Source organism: Streptomyces sp. NPDC047014 (assembly GCF_040644195.1).
Lineage (GTDB): Bacteria > Actinomycetota > Actinomycetes > Streptomycetales > Streptomycetaceae > Streptomyces.
This window is the reverse complement of sequence record NZ_JBEYVX010000068.1, coordinates 14,575-31,533: the sequence shown is the minus strand read 5'-3', so window position 1 is coordinate 31,533 and position 16,959 is coordinate 14,575. Positions and strand designations below refer to the sequence as shown.

General features: G+C 74.4%; 15 protein-coding genes. 8 read left to right on the top strand and 7 right to left on the bottom strand.

The window, feature by feature from the left end:
• Positions 1-1,833, bottom strand: a 1,833-nt coding sequence (locus ABZ873_RS26565; protein WP_360876621.1) for a VanW family protein, incomplete at its 3' end; no start/stop codon positions are given.
• Between the two features lie 305 nt (positions 1,834-2,138).
• Between ABZ873_RS26565 and ABZ873_RS26560 the strand changes: the two genes are divergently transcribed.
• Complete coding sequence (locus ABZ873_RS26560; protein WP_360876618.1) at positions 2,139-4,019, top strand: protein kinase; 1,881 nt, start codon at positions 2,139-2,141, stop codon at positions 4,017-4,019.
• Positions 4,020-4,050: 31 nt separating this feature from the next.
• Here ABZ873_RS26560 and ABZ873_RS26555 read toward each other — a convergent pair whose 3' ends face one another.
• The 4 genes from ABZ873_RS26555 to ABZ873_RS26540 form a co-directional block, all read right to left on the bottom strand.
• The gene (locus ABZ873_RS26555; protein ID WP_360876615.1) at positions 4,051-5,373 is read right to left on the bottom strand and encodes a M1 family metallopeptidase; all 1,323 of its coding nucleotides are present in this window, start codon (positions 5,371-5,373) and stop codon (positions 4,051-4,053) included.
• A 98-nt stretch (positions 5,374-5,471) separates the two neighbouring features.
• The gene (locus ABZ873_RS26550) at positions 5,472-9,545 is read right to left on the bottom strand and encodes a Pls/PosA family non-ribosomal peptide synthetase (RefSeq protein WP_360876612.1); all 4,074 of its coding nucleotides are present in this window, start codon (positions 9,543-9,545) and stop codon (positions 5,472-5,474) included.
• Positions 9,546-9,736: 191 nt separating this feature from the next.
• Positions 9,737-10,228 carry a DUF6328 family protein gene (locus ABZ873_RS26545; RefSeq protein WP_360876609.1) on the bottom strand — a complete coding sequence of 164 codons (492 nt, stop codon included), beginning with the start codon at positions 10,226-10,228 and terminating at the stop codon, positions 9,737-9,739.
• A 57-nt stretch (positions 10,229-10,285) separates the two neighbouring features.
• Positions 10,286-10,969 carry an HAD family hydrolase gene (locus ABZ873_RS26540; RefSeq protein ID WP_360876606.1) on the bottom strand — a complete coding sequence of 228 codons (684 nt, stop codon included), beginning with the start codon at positions 10,967-10,969 and terminating at the stop codon, positions 10,286-10,288.
• A 192-nt stretch (positions 10,970-11,161) separates the two neighbouring features.
• On the opposite strand from ABZ873_RS26540, the gene ABZ873_RS26535 reads away from it, so the two are divergent.
• The 7 genes from ABZ873_RS26535 (at position 11,162) to ABZ873_RS26505 (ending at position 15,979) form a co-directional block, all read left to right on the top strand.
• Positions 11,162-11,866, top strand: coding sequence for a hypothetical protein (locus tag ABZ873_RS26535; RefSeq protein ID WP_360876603.1), 705 nt, complete (start codon positions 11,162-11,164; stop codon positions 11,864-11,866).
• Positions 11,863-12,117, top strand: a complete 255-nt coding sequence (locus ABZ873_RS26530; RefSeq protein WP_360876600.1) for a hypothetical protein — start codon at positions 11,863-11,865, stop codon at positions 12,115-12,117. The genes ABZ873_RS26535 and ABZ873_RS26530 overlap by 4 nt, the downstream gene beginning before the upstream one ends.
• Positions 12,114-12,902: a metallophosphoesterase gene (locus ABZ873_RS26525; RefSeq protein ID WP_360876597.1), complete on the top strand. Its 789-nt coding sequence runs from the start codon at positions 12,114-12,116 to the stop codon at positions 12,900-12,902. Before ABZ873_RS26530 ends, ABZ873_RS26525 begins: the two co-directional genes overlap by 4 nt.
• A 77-nt stretch (positions 12,903-12,979) precedes the next feature.
• Complete coding sequence (locus tag ABZ873_RS26520) at positions 12,980-13,675, top strand: HemK2/MTQ2 family protein methyltransferase (protein WP_360876594.1); 696 nt, start codon at positions 12,980-12,982, stop codon at positions 13,673-13,675.
• Positions 13,653-13,880, top strand: coding sequence for a CDGSH iron-sulfur domain-containing protein (locus ABZ873_RS26515; protein ID WP_360876590.1), 228 nt, complete (start codon positions 13,653-13,655; stop codon positions 13,878-13,880). Before ABZ873_RS26520 ends, ABZ873_RS26515 begins: the two co-directional genes overlap by 23 nt.
• A 2-nt stretch (positions 13,881-13,882) precedes the next feature.
• Positions 13,883-14,968, top strand: a complete 1,086-nt coding sequence (locus ABZ873_RS26510; RefSeq protein WP_360876624.1) for an iron-containing redox enzyme family protein — start codon at positions 13,883-13,885, stop codon at positions 14,966-14,968.
• 99 nt (positions 14,969-15,067) lie between these two features.
• Complete coding sequence (locus ABZ873_RS26505; RefSeq protein ID WP_360876587.1) at positions 15,068-15,979, top strand: SigB/SigF/SigG family RNA polymerase sigma factor; 912 nt, start codon at positions 15,068-15,070, stop codon at positions 15,977-15,979.
• 18 nt (positions 15,980-15,997) lie between these two features.
• Here the strand turns inward: ABZ873_RS26505 and ABZ873_RS26500 are convergent, their stop codons facing one another.
• Complete coding sequence (locus tag ABZ873_RS26500) at positions 15,998-16,441, bottom strand: ATP-binding protein (RefSeq protein ID WP_360876584.1); 444 nt, start codon at positions 16,439-16,441, stop codon at positions 15,998-16,000.
• A gap of 16 nt (positions 16,442-16,457) precedes the next feature.
• Complete coding sequence (locus ABZ873_RS26495) at positions 16,458-16,826, bottom strand: STAS domain-containing protein (RefSeq protein WP_360876581.1); 369 nt, start codon at positions 16,824-16,826, stop codon at positions 16,458-16,460.
• Between the last annotated feature and the right edge of the window lie 133 nt (positions 16,827-16,959).

Genomic DNA, 16,959 nt, shown 5'->3' with positions numbered 1-16,959 from the left:
GCCGGCGGCTCCGCGCGTCAGGCCGGGCTGCGCGTAGAAGGTGGCCTGCGCGGCCCGTACGATCTCGCGGCGGGCCTCGGCGGTGGCGGGGGCGGGCGTGGCGCCGGGGGCGTCGGTGCCTTCGGAGGTGCAGGTGACCTCGTCGCGCGGGGTGTAGTGGGTCTTGTACTCCTCGCGCTTGACCTCCTTGCCGCCGTTGACGAACACGCGGCCGACGGTGACGTCGAAGCCTTCCAGGGGGGTCTGGACCTCGCAGGTGGGGCCGGTGCCCTGGCGCTTGGCGGGCGGGGTGATGTTGGTGCGCGGCCCCTTGGTCGCGCGTATCTCGTCGTACTTCTTGGTGCCGAGGAGGGTGATGGTCAGCGAGGTGTCGGTGGACCGGGCCTGGACGTAGAGGGGGTGGCCGGAGTCGTTGATCCAGCGCAGGTCGAGGGTGCCCCAGGCGACGGTGGCCTCGCGGCCCTCGGGGTAGCGCTCGATGTAGAAGGAGTGGGCGCCGTGCTCGACGGGCTTGAGGCCGGCGAAGAAGGCCGCGTTGTACATGGTGGTGGCGACCGCGGAGACGCCGCCGCCGGGGGATTTCACGTACTGGCCGTCGTTGATCATGATGCCGTCGACGAAGCCGTTCTCGGGGGTGCGCTCACCGACGGTGCGGTTGAAGCTCCACTCCTGGCCGGGCTGGACCACCGAGCCGTTGATCAGCTCCACGGCCCGCCCGATGTTGGTGCTGCGGTAGGGGGCGGCCGGGAATTCGACGGTGAAGGAGGACAGCTTCTCCTTGATGCCGAGGTTCGCCTTCTCGCTGCTGAGCTTCGGCGGCACGGCCACGGTGGCGACCTCGCCGCTGCGGGCGGCGCCCGTACGGGTCAGCAGCGGCAGCACGGCGTCGTGCAGCGCCTCCTGGGTGACCTTGCGGCCCTCGCGGCTCTGCGCGGCCAGGACGACGCGGCCCGCGGCGTCCACCGTCGGCTCGGCGTCGCGCGGCGGGCGGGTCACCTCCTGGACGGGGCGGGCGACGGCGGGCTCGGCCAGCAGGCCCTTGGAGTCCAGGGCGGGCTCCAGGCGGCCCTGGGCGTCGGGCTTCATCGTGAGGTGCTCGCCGATGACGGCGGGGGTCAGGGACATGCTGCGCCCGGCGACGGTGAGGGACACCGGCCCGGACATGGCGGGCTGGGCGAACTGGCGCATGGCCCGTCCGGTCTCCTCGGCGTCCACGCGCGGCTCGGTGCGCTCGACGGGCAGGACGACGGGCCCGGCGGCGGGCCGCAGGTAAGCGTCGCGCAGGGTGGTGAGGGCGCGGTCCTGGACGAGGGTGATGCCGGTGACGGGGGCGACGGCCTTGGCGGCGCCCGCGTCGAAGGCGATCACGCCGTCGCGGGGCTGCCGCCCGGTGTCCTCGGCGATACGGCCGACGGCGGCGCGGGCGGTGCCCTCGTCCATCCGGATCACCGGCTGGATCTCGCGGTCGCCGGAGGCGAAGAGTCCGCCGATGACGGTGACGGGGTCGTGGCCCTTGCGGACGGCGCGGTCGACGGTGGCGGCGGTGTCGAGCGAGAGCCCGAGGGAGGCGGGATCGGCCCTTTCCTCGTGGTCGCCGATCTTCATCGCGACGGGGGCCGCGGCGGCGAGGCCGAGCTCGCGCTCCACGGCCTGCCGGGCCTGCGCGCGGCTCATGCCGCCTATGTCGACGCCGCGGACGTGCGTGCCCTGGTCGATGTCGGCCCCGGCCACGAGACCGGTGGCGTAGAGGCCGCCCAGTCCGAGTACGACCGCTCCGCCGGCCAGCGGCAGAGCGATCCGGGGGTTGCCCGTCCAGTCGCGCACGCGTCCCATGTCACTCCCAGTGGCGCCGACCGGTCACGAGCACCGGCGGGCGCGGGCCGCTCACGCGGCTCATCTACGACAGTTACCGCCCACCATGATTGCCCCAAAAGGGTGATTTGAGGGAGGAATGTAATGGTTCTCACGGCTCTGAGCGATCTGCCCAGGGGGGCCGCTGGGGCTCCCGCGGACACGGTGGCGCGGGTGGCCCGAGGGGCGGACGGCCCGGCCAACTCGCCCGGCGACCAGGCGCGTTGCCCCGTCGGGATCATCGGGTTAGATTCCTGGAAACTCTTTCTAGGCCGGGCGGGGCAGACGTGGTGGAGCTGGCGGGGAGCGGGGCCGAGCCGCTGGAGGCGGAGGATCCGGCGCGGATCGGGCCGATCCCGCTCGTGGGGCGGCTCGGGGCCGGTGGCATGGGCCGGGTGTACCTGGGGGTGCTGGACGGGCGGTACGTCGCCGTCAAGCAGCTGCTCGCCTCCGTCGTCGGGGAGGACACCGACTTCCTGCGGCGCTTCGGGCACGAGCTGGACAACCTCGCCAAGCTGCCCGCCGACGCCACCGCGCCGCTGCTGGCCGGGGACCGTACGGCGCGGCCCCCGTGGTTCGCGACCGCCTACGTCCCCGGGCTCACCCTGCGCGAGGTCATCGGGCTGCACGGCGGCCCCTTACCCGCGCCCGCCCTGTGGCTCCTGCTGCGGGAGGCCGCGGCCGGGCTGGCCGCCGTACACGCGCTGGACATGGTGCACCGGGACCTCAAGCCGTCGAATGTCATGCTCACGCGCGAGGGGCTGACCCTGATCGACTTCGGCGTCGCGCGGGCCGCCGAGCAGAGCCAGCTGACGCGGACCGGGATGGTCGTCGGCACCCCCGCCTACATGGCGCCCGAGCAGGCCACCGGGGCCAAGCGGCTGAGCGGCGCGGCCGATGTGTTCGCGCTCGGGTCGGTGCTCGCCTACGCGGCCTGCGGCCGGCCGCCCTTCGGGGACGAGTCGGGGCACGGCGTGCTCTACCGCATCGTCCACGAGGAACCCGACCTGGAGCCCCTGCGGGAGCTGGATGCGGAGCTGGCCGAGCTGGTGGCGGCCTGCCTGGCCAAGGACCCGGACGAGCGGCCCGGCGCGGCGGAGCTGGTCGAGGCCGCCGCGCGGCGCGGGCCCTTCGCGGAGCCGCTGTGGCCCGCGGCGGTCGCCGCGCGGCTGGCCGAGCGGGCCGCGTTCGCCGCGCACGTGCAGGACGTCGACGTGCCCACGCTGCCGCTCGGCGGCGGCGCGCAGCAGGCGGAGGAGCCGGAGGCGGAGGCGGAGCCCGAGAAGGGGCCCGAGAAGGGGCCCGCGGTCGTTCCGGTTCCCGTAGTGGCCCCCGAACCGCGCCGCCGGAGCCGCCGGACCCGGATCTTTCTCGCCGTTCTCCCCGTGGTCGTGGTCGCGGGCGGCACCACCCTCGCCGTCCAGTACCTGCCGTACGTGATGCCGCAGCGCACCGAGGCGGGCGCCACCCCCGGCGCCGCCCCGGCGACGGCCCCCGCCGGTCCCGCTCTGCCCCCGGCCTCGGGAAGCCCCTCGGGTACGGCCTCCCCCGCGCAGTCTCCCGGCCAGGACCCGGCGGCACAGCTCCCGGGCGCCGTCCCGGGGGTCCCTGTCCCGGCCGCGGGCGGGCCCGGCGCGGGCACCGGAGCCGGCCCCGGCCCTGGACCCGGTCCCGGCACCGGTCCCGGTACGAACCCCGGCCCGGGCGGCGTCACGAACCCCGCGAGCGGGGGCACGGGCGCCACCCGTCCCCCGGCCGGCGGCGGAGCCACGAAACCGGCGGCGACCCCGCCGCCCCAGCCCCCCGCCTCCGGCACCGGCCGCTACCGCAACGGCAACAACAGCCAGTGCGTGACCCAGGTCTTCGGGGCGGCGGACCACGGGGACTGCGGCGACGGCTCGGCCCGCTGGACCGTGCAGGGCCGGCCGGACGGCGGCTTCAAGCTGGTGAACCAGGAGAGCGGCGGCTGCCTGTACTCCAACGGCCTCGGCCAGGCCGTCTTCGTCGGGGACTGCGCCCAGGACATCGGCAGGATCTGGCGCACGGGCTCCGGCGGCACCCTCCGCAGTGACTACGGCGGCGGCTGTCTGGACCTCGGCATGGCCAGCGGCCTGGTCACCAAGTCCTGCGGAGGCGAGGCGTCCCAGCGCTGGACCCGGCAGAGCTAGCCCGCCGCCGGGCTGCCTCTGGACCGTGCCGCTAGACCGGCAGCGGCGGGAGCGGGGCCTCGTACAGCCAGGCCGAGTACAGGTCGTCCAGCGGCTCGCTCGCGTAGCGGGCCACGTGGGTGGTGAAGGCGGCGGTGGTCACCACCCCGTGGCGGTACACCGTGGCCCAGTCGCGCAGCATGCGGAAGAACGCCTCCTCCCCCAGGGCGCGGCGCACGGCGTGCAGGACCAGGCCGCCGCGCTCGTAGAGGCGGTCGTCGAACATCTGCTTGCGGCCCGGGTCGACCAGCCGGAGGTCCTGCGGGTGCGCGAGCAGCATCCGGTGCGCGGTGGCGGCGCGCTCGTGGGCGGTGCGGCCGCCGGAGCGTTCCGACCAGAGCCATTCGGCGTACTTCGCGAAGCCCTCGTTCAGCCAGATGTGCCGCCAGTCGGCGATGGTCACGCTGTTGCCGAACCACTGGTGCGCCAGCTCGTGGGCGACGAGCCGCTCGGAGCCCCGGGCGCCGTCCACGTGGTTGGTGCCGAAGAGGGAGAGGCCCTGGGCCTCCACCGGTACGTCCAGTTCCTCGTCCGCGACGACCACCGCGTACTCCCCGAAGGGGTAGGGCCCGAACAGCTCCTCGAACAGCCGCATCATCGCGGGCTGCCGGGCGAAGTCGCGCGAGAAGCGGGGCAGCAGGTGCGCCGGGACGTGGGCGGTCTGCGCGACGCCGTCCAGGCCCGGGTCGCCCAGCAGCACCGTCTGGTACATGCCGATGGACAGCCCGACCAGATAGCTGGAGGTGGGCGCGGGCTGCTCGTACACCCAGGTGGTCGTGCTGGCCCTGGTGGTGCGGGTGAGCAGCCGGCCGCCGGCCACGACCGTGTAGGGCGAGGGGGTGTTGACGGAGATCTGGTACGAGGCTTTGTCGGCGGGCCGGTCATTGCACGGGTACCAGGAGGGCGCGCCGACGGGCTGGCTGGCGACGAGCGCGCCGTCGGTCAGCTCCTCCCAGCCGAGGCCGCCCCAGGGGCTGCGTACGGGCTTGGGATTGCCCGCCCAGTGCACGTCCACCGTGAAGGCGGCTCCGGCGGGCAGCGGCTTGGCGGGGCGGACGCGCAGCCGGCCGCCGCGGTGGGCGTAGTGCGCGGCCCGCCCGTTGACCAGGACGCGGCCCAGTTTGAAGTCGGCCAGGTTCAGCTGGAACTCGGTGAGCGCTCCCCGTCCGGCGATCGCGCTGAGCCGGGCCGTGCCGGAGAGCCGGTTGGGGCCGGGGCGGTAGTCCAGGGCGATCTCGTACCGGTGCACGCGGTAACGGGCGTCGCCGTTGGCCGGGAAGTACGGGTCCGATGCCGTTGTGGTCTGGCCGCTCACTGCCGCTTCCGCTCCCTGCGCTGTGCTCTGGTCGTACGCCGTGCCGGTCCGCCGGGGGCCGGCCGCCGCCGGCGCGGGCGGCCGGTGCGGCGCCGCCCTCAGGACCGCCACGCCTCGATCGGATTGCCCAGCCAGCGGGTGTCGGCGGGGACGGACTCCCCCGCCATCACGAGGGAGGCGGGGCCCAGGGTGCTGCGTGCCCCGACCGTGGTGCCGGGCAGGACGATTCCGCCGGGGCCCAGGGTGGCGCCCTCGCGGAGGACCACAGTATCCGTCCTCAAGATCCGGTCGTGGAAGAGGTGGGTCTGCACCACGCAGCCGCGGTTCACGCTGACGCCGTCGCCCAGCTCGACCAGGTCGGTCTCGGGCAGCCAGTAGCTCTCGCACCACACGCCCCGGCCCACGCGGGCTCCGAGGCCGCGCAGCCACAGCGACAGCAGCGGCGTGCCGGGGACGGATCCGGCCAGCCAGGGCACGGCCAGGACCTCGACGAAGGTGTCGGCGAGCTCGTTGCGCCAGACGAAGCCGCTCCACAGCGGGTGCTCGCCCGTCCGGTGCCGGCCGACCAGCAGCCATTTCGCGGCGATCGAGACGGCGCAGGCCACCGCTCCCGCGAGCAGCAGGACGGCTCCGGAGAGCAGGGCGGCGCCCGCGGTGCCGAGGCCGGCGGGTCCGGCGAGCGCGCACAGCGCCGCCGCGGTGAGCACGGCGAGCGCGGCCGAGCCGAAGACGGGCAGGAGCCGGCACAGCTCGACCGCGCCGCGGGCCCAGAGCAGGCGCGCGGGCGGCTCGTAGGTCCGGCTGTGGTCGGCGGCGGCCGCGGAGCGGGGCAGCCGGACGGGCGGCAGGCCCAGGTAGGAGCTGCCCTTCTTGGCCTTCTTCGGCGCGGCGGACAGCACGCCCACCAGCCCGTCGTCGGGGACGGTGCGGCCGGGGGCGGCCATGCCGGAGTTGCCGAGGAAGGCGCGGCGGCCGATCGCGGAGTGCCCTATGCGCATCCAGCCGCCGCCGAGCTCGTAGGGGGCGGTGAGGGTGTCGTCGGCGAGGAAGGCGCCTTCGCCGACGGTGGTGAGGCTGGGCAGCGCCAGGACGGTGGACACCTCCGCGCCCCGGCCGATCTTCATGCCGAGCAGCCGCAGCCAGACCGGGGTGATCAGCCCGGCGTAGAGCGGGAAGAGGGTGGCGCGGGCCAGGTCCATCAGCTGGGTGACGGTCCACGCCTGCCAGCCGACGCGGCTGTGGGTGGGGTGGGTGCCGGTGCGCAGCCCGAGGCTGAGCAGCCGGACGGCGGCCAGGAGCAGCAGGGCATACGTGCATCCGAACGCGAGGGCGGCGGGGACCACGGCGAGCAGGGCGCCGCCGAGGGCTTCGCCGAGTCCCGCTCCGGCGGGGACGAACCGGCCGAGGACGAGCAGGGCGGGCACGGCGGCGAGCAGAGGCAGGGCGGTGAGGCCGAATCCGGCCGCTCCGTAGGCGGCCCGCCAGAACAGTCCGCGCGGCGGGCGTTCCTGGGGCCAGTTGCGTTTGGCGCGGCCGAGTTTGACGGCGGGGGCGCCGCCCCAGCGCTGGCCGGTGGGGACCTGGCCGACGACCGCGGAGCCGGGGGCGATCTCGGCGCGCTTGCCGATGCGGGCGCCGGGGAGCAGCATGCTGCGGGTGCCGACGACGGCGCCCGCGCCGACCCGGATCGGGCCGATGACGAGGCGGTCGCCGTCGAGCCAGTGCCCGCTGAGGTCCACCTCGGACTCGATGGCGCAGCCGCGGCCGAGTTTGAGCAGGCCGGTGACCGGGGGCAGGGAGTGCAGGTCCACTTCGGGGCCGACCTTGGCGCCGAGGGCGCGGGCGTAGCGTTCCAGCCAGGAGCCGGTGAGCGCGGTGGCGCCGGCGTAGTCGGCGAGGCGTTCGGCGGTCCAGAGCCGCAGGTGGACGCTGCCGCCGCGCGGGTGGTGGCCGGCGCCGACGCCGCGCAGCAGCAGCCGGGCGCCGCCCGCGGCGATGGCGAGGCGGCCGGGCGGGCTGAACAGCAGGACGGCGGCGGGGGCGAGGACCCACCAGGAGGCGGTGGGCGCCCACGGGTAGGGGCCGAGGGCGTGCAGGACGTTGCCGAGGGCGAGCAGGGCCACGCTCCAGCGCAGGCCGATCACGGTGAGCAGGGGGATCAGCAGCAGGCACTGGAGGGCCTTGGCCCGGAAGGGCACGGGGGCGACGGTGCGGGCGGCGGCCTCGTCCGGTACGGATTTCTCCAGGCGGCGGGCGAGCTTGCGCAGGGTGGGCTGCTGGTAGATGTCGAGGACGGCGGCGCTGGGGTAGCGGGTGCGCAGCCGGGTGGTGAGCTGGGCGGCGGCGAGGCTGCCGCCGCCGATGGCGAAGAAGTCGTCGGAGGCGCTGGTGACGGGGGTGCCGAGGGTTTCGGTCCACTGCTCGGCGAGCCATGCTTCGGTGCCGTGGAGCTGTTCGGCGGGGCCGGTGGTCTCCAGGCCGGGGAGCGGCCAGGGCAGGGCGTCGCGGTCGACCTTGCCGGAGGTGCGGGTGGGGAGGTCGGGGACCGGCGCGAGGAGCGGTACGAGGGCCGCGGGCAGTTCGGCGCGCAGGCGTTCGACGGCGGCGGTGCGGTCCCAGCCGTCCTGGACGACCAGGTAGCCGACGAGCAGCTGGTTGCCGCTGCGGGCGGTGCGGACGGCGGCGGCCGCCCCGGAGACGCGGGGCAGGGCCTGGAGGGCGGCGTCGACCTCGCCCAGCTCGATGCGGCGGCCGCCGAGTTTGATCTGCTCGTCGGCGCGGCCGAGGAAGACCAGGCCCTCCGGTTCGGCGCGGACGAGGTCGCCGCTGCGGTAGGCGCGCTGCCAGCCGAGGGACGGCAGCGGGGCGTACTTCTCGGCGTCCTTCGCGGGGTCGAGGTAGCGGGCGAGGCCGACGCCTCCGATGACGAGCTGTCCGCTGCCGCCGAGCGGGACCGGCTCGCCGGACTCGTCGACGACGGCCAGTTCCCAGCCGTCGAGGGGCAGGCCGATACGGATCGGTTCCGCTCCGGTGAGCAGGGCGGCGCAGGCGACGACGGTGGCCTCGGTGGGGCCGTAGGTGTTCCAGACCTCACGGCCCTCGGTGACCAGGCGCTGGGACAGCTCGGGCGGGCACGCCTCGCCGCCGAAGATCAGCAGGCGGACGTCGGTGAGGGTGTCCGGTTCCCAGAGGGCGGCCAAGGTGGGGACTGTGGAGACGACGGTGATCTCCTGTTCCACCAGCCAGGGGCCGAGGTCGGCGCCGCTGCGGACCTGGGCGCGCGGGACGGGCACGAGGCAGGCTCCGTAGCGCCAGGCGAGCCACATCTCCTCGCAGGAGGCGTCGAAGGCGACGGAGAGTCCGGCCATGACGCGGTCGCCGGGGCCGATGGGGTCGTCGGTGAGGAAGAGCGCGGCCTCGGCGTCCACGAAGGCGGCGGCGCTGCGGTGGCTGACGGCGACACCCTTGGGGCGGCCGGTGGACCCGGAGGTGAAGATGATCCAGGCGTCGTCCTCGGGCCGGGGCCGGGCGCCACGGCCGCCCGCGACCCCGGCGGGGTGCCCCGCGCGGGTGGTGTCGATGCGGTCGCCGGCCCCGAGCACCGCCCGTACGCCGGCTTCGCCGAAGACCAGCTCGGCCCGCTCGTCGGGGTCGTCGGCGTCCACGGGCACATAGGCGGCGCCGGCGGCGAGGACGGCGAGGATCGCCACGTACAGCTGATTGGTCCCGGAGGGCACGCGTACGCCGACCCGGTCCCCGGCGGCGACCCCGGCGGCCACGAGGGTGCGGCGGCGCCGCTCGACCTCGGCGGCCAGGGCGCGGTAGGTGAGCCGGTCGGTGCCGTCGTCGAGGGCGGGCTCGTCGGGGTGGGTCCGGACGGTGTGCTCGAAGACGTCGAGGAGGGTACGGGGCGGGGCGGCGGGCCCGGCGCGGAAGAGCGCGGACTTGCCGGGCTCCTCCTCCTCGGCGGTGGCCTCGGGCGCGGGGCCGGGCGGTGTCCCGTCCTCGTACGGGGTCTCGTACGAGGTTTCGTACGAGGTTTCGTACGAGGTTTCGTACGGGGCGCTGTCGGGCGTAGGGGCACAGTCCGGGTCCGCACCGCCGCCCCCGGCGCCGTCCGTTGCGCCGAGGTCGAGCAGGGCGAGTTCAGTGCGGTCGGGTGTGGCTGGCATCGGCCCTCGCGTTTCGTCCGGCGATGGAGCGGTTCGGCAGCAGATTCCGGTTTCCGCCCGGATTGATCCCTTCTGTTGCCGAACAACCCCCCAGCCTAGTGCGCCGTCAAGAATCTTCCCGTCGAATGCTCAACCTCTGGCCGGTATCGGACCCCGGCCGGGGAGCGGCGGTCCGGGCAGCCGGACGGCGGTCACTTCTCGGCCGTGTAGCGGATCCGCGCCCACATCGGCAGCCCGAACCAGCAGACCAGGTACCAGGCCACCACCCCGGCCACGAGCCAGGGCACGAGGGCGTCATGGGTGGCGACGCGCAGCACGAGGAAGAGCGCGGAGGTGCAGGTGAACAGCAGCAGGATCAGGCCGACGAAGGTGAGCCGCGAGGCCCAGGCCACCGCCTCGGGCTTGATCCGGCGGCCGGAGACGACCCGGTGGAAGGCCACCGGGCCGATGAGCGCGCCCGTGGCGAGGGCGCCGAGGACCACGGTGACTATGTAGATCGTTTTATCGGTCTGGGCGAGCGTGTGGAAGAGCGGGGTGAACACCACCGTCAGCAGGAAACCGAAGAGGATCTGTACGCCCGTCTGGGCGACCCGGATCTCCTGGATGAGTTCCTGCCACTGCCGGTCCGCCCGCTCCATCTCGCTCTCGTCCCGCCCGCTGCGCGCGTCCTGGCCCTCGGACATTGCCGTCTCCCTCAGGGTCGTGGCGGCGGACCGGGCCCCCCGGATCACACCTGCCGGTCATCTCTTCTCAGCATCTCCGGACACCTCGGCGAACGGGCTGCCCTCCAGACCGCGCAACAGGTCCGCGGGGTCCCCGTACACGGCGCGGGCTCCCGCCCCCTCCAGGTCCCGGCGGGGAATCCCGCCGCACAGCAGCCCGACCGGCACCACACCGGCCCGCGCTGCCGCCTCCATGTCCCACACCGTGTCCCCGACGAAGACGGCCTCGCCCGCGGCGGCGTCCACGAGCCCGAGGGCGTGGGCCACCGGGTCGGGTGCCGGTTTGCCCGCCTCCACGTCGTCGGCGCTGGCGGTCGCGGCGATGGCGTCGTCGGCTCCTACGGCCCGGCGCAGCGCGCCGAGCTCGCCGCTTCCGGCGGAGGTCACCAGGACCACGCGCCAGCCGCGCTCGTCGAGCGCGCGCAGCAGGTCGGCGGCGCCCGAGGTGGCGGCGAGCCGGTCGAACCAGGTGGCGTAGAGGGTGTCGTGGGCAGTGGTGAGGGCGTCGTCCTCGTCCGTGTCGCGGTCCTCGCCCAGGAGGTGGGCGAGGAGGTCGTCGCCCGGCAGGCCGATGGCCCGGTGGATGTCGTGCGTGGCCACGGTGTGGCCGGCCTGTCGCAGGGCCTCCCACCAGCACACGACGTGCAGATGGTTGGTGTCGGCGAGGGTCCCGTCCACGTCGAAGAGCGCTGCCCGGTTCATCTCCACCTCCACTGTCGGCCCGGCCCGTGATGCGTTCCGGGCGTCTACCCCCTGTTTCCCTGTGCACGCGCGTCCCTCGTGCGCCTGTTCGGGTGTGCTGGTGGGTTTCGGGGGCGCGGGACCGGTTAGGCGCTTGCCTGTCAGAGCGGGGATCCCGGCCGTGGGCGCCGGAGCGACGGAGCGAGGTCCTGCGTGAAGAATCGTCCGGCCGACACCCCGGGGACCCGGGTCGACACCCCCGGGACCCGGGTCGACACCCTGGGCGCCCTGGGCGGGGCTCCACCTCCGGGGTCACTGAGCCCGCCCGCGATGAGCGACGGCCTGCTCCCGCAGGATCACACGCAGGCGATCCTGGAGGTCACCAAGCGGGTGGCGTCCCTGCTCAAGCAGACGGGCCGCCCGTTCGCGCTCGCCGGGAGCGTGGCCGCCTTCGCCCACGGGGTGCCGGCCCGCTTCCAGCACGACACGGATTTCTGCCTGCGACGCGAGGACGCGGACGCCGCGATCCAGGCGCTGCAGGACGGCGGTATCGCCATGCGCGGGGCCCCCGAGGACTGGCTGATCAAGGGCACCTCGGCCGGGGAGGAGATCGACCTGATCTTCGAGCTCGCCCGTCGGCCGGTCAGTACGGCCCTGCTGGAGCGGGCGGCGGTGAAGTCGGTGGACTCGGTGTGGATGCCCGTCCTCTCCCCCACCGACCTCATGGACAGCCGGCTCTCCGCGCTCTCCGAGCACTACTGCGACTTCGGTGACCTGCTGCCGATGGCCCGGATGCTGCGCGAGCAGATCGACTGGGTCCGGCTGGACGAGGTGCACCGGGCCGATCCGCTGCCCGACGCCTTTCTCTACCTGCTCGAAAGGCTGCACGTCATCGACTGGGACAAGGGGACCTCATGAATTCCGTCGAGAACCTGGACTACCGGATCGAGCATCTGCGCGACCGGCTGGCCCGCGAGGACGTCGCGGAACTGGGCGTCCGCGTGGAGGCCCGGGGCGCGGGGGTGATGGTCTGGGGCTGCGTGTCGAGCGCCGGGGCGCGGGCGGCCGTCCTGCGCGTGGTGGAGCAGGAGCTCGCGGGCGTGCTCTGGCACGAGGATCTGACCGTGAACCATGTGGGACCTCCCGACCAGGCGGAGGTGCTGTCGTGATCCGCGTCGCCGCCGTCGGGGACATCCACCTCGGGCCCGACGGGGCGGGGACCCTGCGGCCCGCCTTCGACACCCTCGGGGACAGCGCCGACCTGCTGCTGCTCGCGGGCGATCTCACCCGGCACGGGACCCCGGAGGAGGCCCGGGTGGTGGCGGAGGAGGTCGCGGGGCTGGCCGTACCGGTCGTCGCCGTGCTCGGCAACCACGACTACCAGAGCGACCGGGCGGATGCCGTCACCGCCGAGCTGAGGGCGGGAGGGGTGCACGTACTGGAGGGCGACGGGGTGACGCTCGGGATCCGCGGGGTGACCGTGGGCGTCGCCGGGACCAAGGGCTTCGGTGGCGGATTCGCCGGGCGCAGCGCGACGGAGTTCGGCGAGCCCGAGATGAAGGCGTTCATCCGCTACTCGCGGGACTGCGCGGAGGGCCTGGGCCGGGCCCTGGAGGAGCTGCGGGCCGGGGGCTGCGCGGTCCGGGTGGCCCTCACCCACTTCTCGCCCGTACCGGACACCCTGGCGGGCGAGCCGCTGGAGATCTACCCCTTCCTCGGCAGCTACCTGCTCGCGGAGGCCATCGACGGGGCCGGGGCCGACCTCGCGGTGCACGGGCACGCGCATCTCGGAACGGAGCACGGGATGACGGCCGGCGGGGTGCGGGTCCGCAATGTGGCCATGCCCGTCATCGACCGCGCCTTCGCCGTCTACCACCTGTCGCCGGACGGCGTGGACCCGCACGGGCCGACGCCGGGGCGGCCGGCCGCGGGTAGCGCCTCCGTCCCCGGGTAGCCGCCCCAGCGACCGCACCAGCCGCACCGTGCCCACCCGCCCCGGCAGCGGGCACGGCCGACCCCGGGAGATCATCCATGGCGTCCGCACTGATGGCAGCAGTCCAGGAAGCACCCCCCGCCCTCTACGTCCCCCCGGGCGTCTACCGCCCGCAGGCCGACACCGGGCTGCTCGCGCGAGCCCTGGCCCAGGAGGGCGTGGGTCCCGGTACGGACGTGATGGACATCGGCACCGGTTCGGGCGCGCTGGCCCTGCTCGCCGCCTCCCGAGGGGCCCGCGTCACCGCGGTGGACGTCTCCTGGCGGGCCGTGGCCGCCGCCCGGCTGAACGCGGCCCGGCTCGGACTGCCCCTGCACGTCCTGCACGGGGATTTCGACGCCGTGAGCCGGGGCCGCCGCTTCGACCTCGTCGTGGCGAATCCTCCGTACGTCCCCTCGCCGCACGCCGGGGTCCCCGGACACGGCCCCGAGCGGGCCTGGGAGGGCGGGGAGGCCGGGCGCCAGGTCGTCGACCGGATCTGCGCGCGGGCCGCGGCGCTGCTGCGCCCCGGTGGCGTGCTGCTGATGGTGCACTCCGCGCTGTGCGGATCCCGGACCACGGTGGAGCACCTGCGCCGGGCGGGGCTGTCCGCGGAGGTCATGACCCGGGCCGTCGTGCCCTGGGGGCCCGTACTGCGCTCGCGGCGGGCCTGGCTGGAGCAAGAGGGGCTCGTCGGCGTCGGCGAGGACCGGGAAGGGCTGGTGGTCGTCCGTGCCGAACACCCCCGCGGCTGAGCCCCGCCGCGTATCCCTGGAGCGGGGCGGTCCGATGCTGGTGGAGGGCCCGGTGGAGGTCGTCCTCGACGACGGCACCGTGGTCCGCTCCGACCGCTTCACCGTCGCGCTCTGCACCTGCCGCCGCAGCCGCGCCTATCCCTGGTGCGACACCAGCCACCGCCGGCGCGAACAGCGCCCCCCGGCCGACGGAGACCCCTCGTGAACGTGCACGCCCCCGCCCGGACCGCCTCCGACCGGACCGCACTCGCCCGGACCGCCTCCGCGCCCGTGCTGGTCGAAGGACGCGGTGAGATCTCGGCCGCCGTGGTGGCCGCCCTGCGCTCCGGCGAACCGCCCGTCCACGACCCCGGCGCCCTCCTGCGGGCCGACCCGTGGGGCGAGGACCTGCACCTCGCCCTCTATCTGCTGTACGAGCTCCACTACCGCGGCTTCGAGGGCGTGGACGACACCCGCGAGTGGGACCCGGACCTGCTGCGGCTGCGCCGCGCGCTGGAGACCCGCTTCCTGCACGCCCTGCGGGCCGAGCTCAGCGAGGCGCCGCGCACCGCCGAGGAAGCCTTCGCCCCGCTCCTCGTGGAGCCCGTCGACCTCTCCGGCAGCGTCAGCCGCCACCTGGAGACCGAGGGTGAGCTGTGGCAGCTGCGCGAGTACGCGGCCCTGCGTTCGCTCTACCACCTCAAGGAGGCCGATCCGCACCTGTGGGTGGTCCCCCGCCTGACCGGCCGCGCCAAGGCCGGCATGGTGGCCGTCGAGTACGACGAGTTCGGCGCGGGCCGTGCCGAGCGGGTGCACGCGCGGCTCTTCGCGGACCTCCTGGTGGACCTCGGCCTGGACCCTTCGTACGGAGCCCACCTCGACCGGGCCCCGGCCGTCCTGCTGGCCACGGTCAACCTGATGTCGCTGTTCGGCCTGCACCGCGCCCTGCGCGGGGCCCTCGTGGGTCATTTCGCCTGCGTGGAGACCACCTCCTCCCCCGGCTCGCGCCGCCTCGCCGCGGCCATGCGCCGGTGCGGCGCCGGGCCCGCGGCGGAGCACTTCTACGCGGAGCACGTCGAGGCCGACGCCGTGCACGAGCAGGTGGTCCGCCACGAGGTGGTGGGCGGCCTGCTGGAGGCGGAACCGGAGCTGGAGGCGGACATCGCCTTCGGCTGCGCCGCCACCGTTCTGCTGGAGGACCGCCTGGCCGGCCATCTCCGTACGGCCTGGGGCGCGGGGCGCTCGGCGCTGCGCGGGGAGGACGGCGGATTCAGCGAAGGGCCGGGAGCGCAGCAAAACCTCGAAATGGGATGAAAAGAGTCATATTGCCCCGAGCGGGGTATATGAACCGACGGGAAACGACGACGGCCCTGCCGCGCCCGGCGCGGCTTCCCGACCCGTCGGAGGAGACTCATGACCCGCACATCCCACGACATCACGGGCACCGCTCACACCGGGTCCCCCTTGGGCATCATCGAGATTCCCGAAAATCCGCTCGGGGTGAGCACCGACGACGCGCGGGCCCTGTCCGTCATCCTCTTCCGGCGCCTGGACTCGCTGACCGAGGGGACGCCGGAGTACTCGTACGTGCGCAACACCCTGGTCGAGCTGAACCTCAGCCTGGTGAAGTACGCCGCCCGGCGTTTCCGCAGCCGCAGCGAGCCCTTCGAGGACATCGTGCAGGTGGGCACGATCGGCCTGATCAAGGCGATCAACCGGTACGAGGTCGAGCGCGGGGTGGAGTTCGCGACCTTCGCGGTGCCCACCATCACGGGTGAGATGAAGCGTTTCTTCCGGGACACCAGCTGGTCCGTCAAGGTCCCGCGGCGCCTCCAGGAGATGCGCCTCGACATCGCGAAGTCCTGCGACGCTATGGAGCAGGGGCTGGGCCGCCGCCCCACCGAGCACGAGCTCGCGGAGCGCCTCGGCGTCACCGACGAGGCGCTGGCCGAGGGCCGGCAGGCCGCGAACTGCTATGTGGCCGAATCCCTCAGCACCTCCGTGGGCGAGGAGGCCGACGGCGGGGCGCTGCCGCGGTCCCTGGGCACGGAGGAGGAGGCGTACGAGCTCATCGAGGACCTGGAGACGTTGAAGCCCCTGCTCGGCGCCCTGTGCGAGCGGGACCGGCTGGTGCTGTCGCTGCGCTTCGGCGAGGAGCTCACGCAGTCGCAGATCGGTGAGCGCCTGGGCATCTCCCAGATGCACGTGTCCCGGCTGCTGAGCCGGATCATGGCCACCCTGCGGGCCGGGATGCTGGAGGACCGGGAGGACGAGGGGGCCGAGGAAGCCCGGACCGGGACCGAGGAGGACGCGGACACGGCCTGAGAGCCCCTGCCGAGACTGCTACGCAACCGGCTGCGGTCCCCGGACATCCGGGGACCGCAGCGGCGTGTCGATCTCGGCCCAGACGTATTTTCCCTCCGCCGTGGGCACCGAGCCCCAGCGGCGGGCTATCCGCTCCACGATGAGCAGCCCGTACCCGCCGGGCCGGGCGGGATCGGGGCGCAGCCGGGGGGCCGGGGGCTCCGGGCTGCCGTCGGTCACCTCGATGCGCAGCCGCTCGTCCGTGCAGTCCAGCAGGAGGGCCTGCGGTCCTCCGGCGTGGAGGCAGGCGTTCGCGACCATCTCGGAGACCAGGAGCAGGACGTCCTCGGACTTCTCGCGGGAGGCAGCCATCCACTGCCAGGCGACGAGCGCGGCGCGGGTGAAGTCCCGGCACCGCGTGACGGCGTCCTTCGTGCCGGTCAGGCCGAGGCTCCGGATCCGGTCGGACGGCCGTCGCTCCATGAGGACGCTCCTCTGCTCACGCGTGCCGTGGTTCCGCCAGCGCCTGCGCCACATCGGGGTACACGGGGAAGATCGCGTCGGCGCCGGTGATGCGGAACATCCGGGCGACGGGCTGCCGCAGACCGGTCAGTGCGACGCTGCCGCCCGACTCCTGGGCCTCGATACGGCTGTGCAGGAGCACGTTGAGACCGGTGGAGTCGCAGAAGCGCAGCTCGGTGAAGTCGACGAGCAGCCTGCGCGCCCCGCCGGTGAGGGCCGCCGTCAGGGCGGCCCGCAGGGGGCCGGCCGTGTCGTGGTCCAGCTCTCCGGCCAGCGCGAGGACGACGACCTCGTCGTCCACCGGCCGCACGTCCACGGCGAACCGGTCACCCTCCGACGAGGTCATAGGGAACCACCCCTTCCACACGTGCGACGTTCGGGCAGTGACATCGTCCTGCGGTGCCTCGCGTGCCGCGACCGGTGACGGGGCGGCTTCCGGTGTGGCCGGCCCGGCTGGCGCCGGGACGGCTTTGTCCGGC